The organism is Xanthomonas sp. GPE 39, assembly GCF_000963005.1.
Lineage (GTDB): Bacteria > Pseudomonadota > Gammaproteobacteria > Xanthomonadales > Xanthomonadaceae > Xanthomonas_A.
In genome coordinates, this window is the sequence record NZ_JZHZ01000006.1 from 1 (window position 1) to 4,568 (window position 4,568).

Annotated in this window: 3 protein-coding genes; 2 read left to right on the forward strand and 1 reads right to left on the reverse strand. The window is 57.8% G+C overall.

The genetic code is table 11. From position 1 onward, the window contains the following. Positions 1 to 66: 66 nt before the first annotated feature. The gene (locus XALGPE39_RS00050; RefSeq protein WP_045726473.1) at positions 67 to 354 is read right to left on the reverse strand and encodes a hypothetical protein; all 288 of its coding nucleotides are present in this window, start codon (positions 352 to 354) and stop codon (positions 67 to 69) included. A 123-nt stretch (positions 355 to 477) separates the two neighbouring features. Between XALGPE39_RS00050 and XALGPE39_RS00055 the strand changes: the two genes are divergently transcribed. Both XALGPE39_RS00055 and XALGPE39_RS00065 read left to right on the forward strand, forming a co-directional pair. After that, positions 478 to 3,927, forward strand: coding sequence for a DEAD/DEAH box helicase (locus tag XALGPE39_RS00055; RefSeq protein ID WP_045726474.1), 3,450 nt, complete (start codon positions 478 to 480; stop codon positions 3,925 to 3,927). Positions 3,928 to 4,263: 336 nt separating this feature from the next. Continuing rightward, positions 4,264 to 4,568: transposase (locus XALGPE39_RS00065; protein WP_045726476.1), on the forward strand; the 305-nt coding region annotated here is incomplete at its 3' end.

Genomic DNA, 4,568 nt, shown 5'->3' on the forward strand with positions numbered 1-4,568 from the left:
TCCTGTAGAGTTTGAACGGCGCTACGCGCAACGAGGGTCTTGAGTGTCTACGGAACCCTGGGCGTATCACACCAATGCCTCGTCATCCTCAGCATCGCAAAACGGGATGAGCTTTCGGACAAGCTCAGTCTTCCCAAATTTGGCGGCGGTCACCAAGGGCTCGCTCTGCCATGAGGGCTTCAATAGCGGCAATAGATGTTCAGCGATGGTCTCTTGATCAAGTCCAACCGCTTCCATGATGGCCTCGCGAGCAGCTTGATCGACATCGGGTTGTGCTCGGCAAAGCTTGGCTGCTTCCGCTGCGCTATTGGACTGGATGGCTTTCTTAATCTTTTGCCTGAATGGTCTCTTCATATCTACCCCTCTTGTCAAGATAGGGCAGCTAGGCATTTCGTCAAGGCACTTTCCCTCCAAAGCCTTGCTAGCGCCAGAGCTTGTCCTACACTGCCTAGGTAGCCCACTTAGCTAAGCCTACGGATGAGCCGCCCGCATCTATCTAAATCCATCGACCAGCTCGAAGAGCTTTACGCTGCATCCCTTTCCGACGAGGCCACGCTTGCCGAACTCGCGGAGGAACTTGGCTTTCGTCGAACTCCGCGTGCCAAGGAGCTTGGCACCGAGGTGCTCAATGCCTTGGATCGCTACCGGGCACAGGCACGGGCTGACAACGCGCACAAGCAGGCGCCGCCTGGTCCACCGGCCGCCCCAACCGAGCCAACGCGCCCCCGTCCTCGTCCTGAGACGAACAATACGACGGAGCATCCACCTGGGACCAACATCCCGCCGTCTGAACCCAAACCGGTGAACTACACCAATCGCGCTCCGGACATCCTCGATGCTTGGTCAGCTCTAGAAGTGCTCTCACCCACGACCTTCAAGCGCCGAGCAGAGCTTGCGAGCAACATTGCGCAGAATATCGTTTCGATTGGACCAGGGCTGCCTTGGGATGGCGGCTCCGCGCGCTCCAAGCCAAACTTCAAGGTCTACTTCCACATCGTCCTCGGAACGCTTGCCGCTGAACCTGCTTTCGGCAAGCTTCTGACGCGCTTTCAAGACGCACGCCCCAATCCGCCCAACATCAAGGGCGAAGTCGTTCTGGCGTCGATCCTGGTCGACAAAGACGGACTGCTGGCTGGCGACATGCCAGTGTCCCTCTCGGCTTTTGGCTGGGGATTGCCTGTGGCACTCAGCGGCTCATTGCAACGCTTGGCTGCTTGGACACAGGAGGAAGGACGCCTGATTGAGGGCCTGACCAAACAGCTTCGCCCCGATCCAAGTGGGACAGATACTCCGATTGCTTACGCCACGCTCCAAAAGGCCTTCTCCTGGCTGGTGCAAACCCTCGGACTTCCTGCCGATCTGGTGCAAGGCCCACAATTTGCTGTGGCTGCCTATATAGGCTTTCGAAGCAGCCTCGTCCCGGATCCGCTATTGCTGAACAGCTTCTTCTTGCGCGACCTAGCCCAAGCTAAGGATCGCGCGATGCGTCAAAAGCTTCCGCCCGCATTGGCGCGCTTTTTGGGGCAGACCAAGCCATCGGAGCGGCATGATCTTTTGCATGACCCCCAAGCGCTTGACCAAGCGTTGTCGCCTGCCATTGCGCCCCTTGGGCGCTGGGTCACTCCACCTAACCAGCGTCCGGCGCTTTTACAGCAAGTAGCGGTGAACCTAGCCTCGCAATTGCCTAGGACGAGCCCGCTGCTTGGCGTCAATGGCCCGCCTGGCACGGGCAAGAGCACGCTACTGCGCGATGTCGTGGCCGACCAGCTGACGCGTCGGGCTGAGGCCATGTGCGCCTTCGATGATCCCAAGAAGGCCTTCAAGTCCGCATGGAGCAAACGCATCAAGGGCGAGACCCAAGAACTTTTCGCGCCGGATCCATCGCTTCGCGGCTTTGAAATGGTCGTGGCAAGCTCGAACAACAAGGCGGTCGAGAATGTCAGCGAAGAAATCCCGGCGCTCAAATCTATTGCCTCCGAAAGCACGCTTCGCTACTTCGAGCCGTTAGCAACCCAACTGCTTGGAAAAAATGCCTGGGGCCTTTCCGCAGCTGTCTTAGGCAATGCGACTAATCGCTCGCGCTTTCGGAAAGCGTTTTGGACTGAGTCGCGTCTTTCATTCAAGACCTACCTAGAACGCGTCAGCGGCGTCACGCCGCGCCAAGAATCCGACCCCGAAGGTCTAGCTGAGCTTTGCCAAGCCCCCTCAAATCCAGCTGAAGCAATGACGCGTTGGCAGCAAGCGAGGCAGCAGTTCCGAACCTGCTCAGCACGAGTGCGCGTGCGCCTGACAGAGTTGGAGTCGCTTCGACAGGCGCTTGGCGCGCTACCCTCTCTGCGGGAGCGCGAGCAACACGCCTCACGGCAAAGGACCGATGCTGAGCGAAGTGTTGCCGTAGCTATGGAGACTTGGCAGACAGCGCAAGCGGCATCAAGCGACAGTAGGAGCCAGCTTGAAAACAGCCGGGAAGCACTGAGCCGACACGAGCGCGGGCGTCCTGCACTGTTTGCCCTAAAGCGCCTGTTTGGTTCGAGCATCGCTAAGCAGTGGGAAGCTGCACATACCCATCTTGCTCGCGCGCATGAGCAAGCACAAGGTGCCTACCGGAAAGCAAAGTCCAAAGAAGATGCGGCACTCGAAGCATCTGAGCAAGCGCACAAAGCTGCCCGTAATGCCGCCGCATCTCACGCCACAGCAAAGGCTGAACTGGACAAGGCCCTTGCTCAATGCGGAAGCATTCAAGTGGGTGATGGTGCCTGTGTGCTTGATGCAAGCTTCCACCATCTTGAGCACGGCGCGAAGAATTTGGCGTTGCCTTGGCTGGATCGCCAGCTTCAAGCCCAGCGATCCGAGCTGTTTGAAGCCGCAGTGGCTGTCCACCGCGCGTTCATCGACGCGGCAGCCTTGCCGCTCCTTCGCAACTTGAATGGCCTTGTCGGCGGCAACTTCAAGCTAGGCTCTGATCGCAAGCACTTGGCAGCAGATCTCTGGGCAAGCCTATTTCTTGTGGTGCCAGTTATTTCCACTGCCTTTGCGTCAGTCGAGCGCATGTTCAACCAGCTTCCTGACGAGAGCCTAGGTTGGTTGCTCGTCGATGAAGCTGGCCAAGCGACACCTCAGTCGGTTGTTGGCGCGTTGCTTCGCACCAAGCACGCGCTCATTGTGGGCGATCCATTGCAGGTAGAGCCTGTGGTGCCGCTGCCACCCGTGCTCACGCAAGCAGTGATGCGCGAGTTCAAGGTTGATCCAGATCGCTTTGCTGCTCCTAACGCTTCTGCTCAAACGCTTGCTGACGACGGAAGCTTGCATTGCGCGCGCTTTGAAACTACCTCAGGTTCTCGCGCGGTTGGCGCGCCGCTTCTGGTCCACAGGCGCTGCGCCTCGCCGATGTTCGATATTTCCAACCGGGTTGCTTACAACAACCTCATGGTTCAAGCCAAAGTGCCTGAGGCTTCGCTCATCCGGGATGTCTTGGGTCAATCGCGCTGGATCGATATTCGCGGAAGTGGGCGCGATAAGTATTCACTTGAGGAAGGCGAGCAAGTGGTAGCACTCCTGCGGGCGTTGCATGCAGCCAGCATCGAGCCTGATCTTTATATCGTCACGCCATTTGTCGTGGTGCAGGACGAACTTCGAGACTTGGCCCGTCGCTCAGGCTTGCTCAACGGTTGGGTGGATAACCCTTACGAGTGGACCAAAGAGCGCATTGGCACCGTGCATACGGTCCAAGGCCGGGAAGCACAAGCCGTGATTTTCGTATTGGGTGCTCCGCAGTCTTCCCAGCACGGTGCACGAGGATGGGCTGGATCCACGCCAAACCTCCTCAATGTTGCAGTCACGCGCGCCAAGGAGGCGGTGTATGTCGTTGGCAATCGATCACTTTGGTCAGGAGCCGGACACTTCGCGATGCTGGACCAAATGCTTTGACACACAACTAAGGGATTTAGGCAATACATCCTCTAATGACGCCTCCATCGACCTGAAACGGAGCAGCACACGTGACCGAGTTAGATGATGTTGAGCGCTTCAAGCTTCGTAACCGCGTCCTTCTAAATGTTGAGGCTGAACTCACGGACGACGACAAATATCAGGTGGGTCGCTACAAACTCTATCGCGCCATAAAAAACCATATCCCCAGACTGCCCTCAGCCCCTTACCATGATCCGCTCCGAGATTTGGCGAGCATCCCGGGTGCTGCCATGGTTTTCAGTGAGTGCTTAGAGCGTGTTATGAACTTGAGGCTTTCGCGGCTATCGTAAGCGGATGAAGCCAGCATGCTCCTATCCGACCGACGTATCCGATGAAGAATGGGCCTTCGCTGCACCCTATTTGACGCTGATGGATCCGCAGGCACGGCAGCGCAAGTATGACCTGCGCTTGATGTTCAACGCATTGCGCTGGATGGCGCGAGCCGGGGCGCCCTGGCGCTTGATTCCACATGAGTTTCCGCCGTGGGAGGCGGTCTACCAGCAAACCCAACGGTGGTTACAGGCTGTCTGCTTTGAGGCCATGGTCAACGATTTGCGTTCGATCTTGCGGGTAGCGCAAGGCAAGCAGGGGCAGCCCAG

Bases quoted from the DNA above. Each gene is read 5' to 3' on its own strand.
- XALGPE39_RS00050 (WP_045726473.1), bottom strand. From the start codon at position 354: ATGAAGAGACCATTCAGGCAAAAGATTAAGAAAGCCATCCAGTCCAAT.
- XALGPE39_RS00055 (WP_045726474.1), top strand. From the start codon at position 478: ATGAGCCGCCCGCATCTATCTAAATCCATCGACCAGCTCGAAGAGCTT.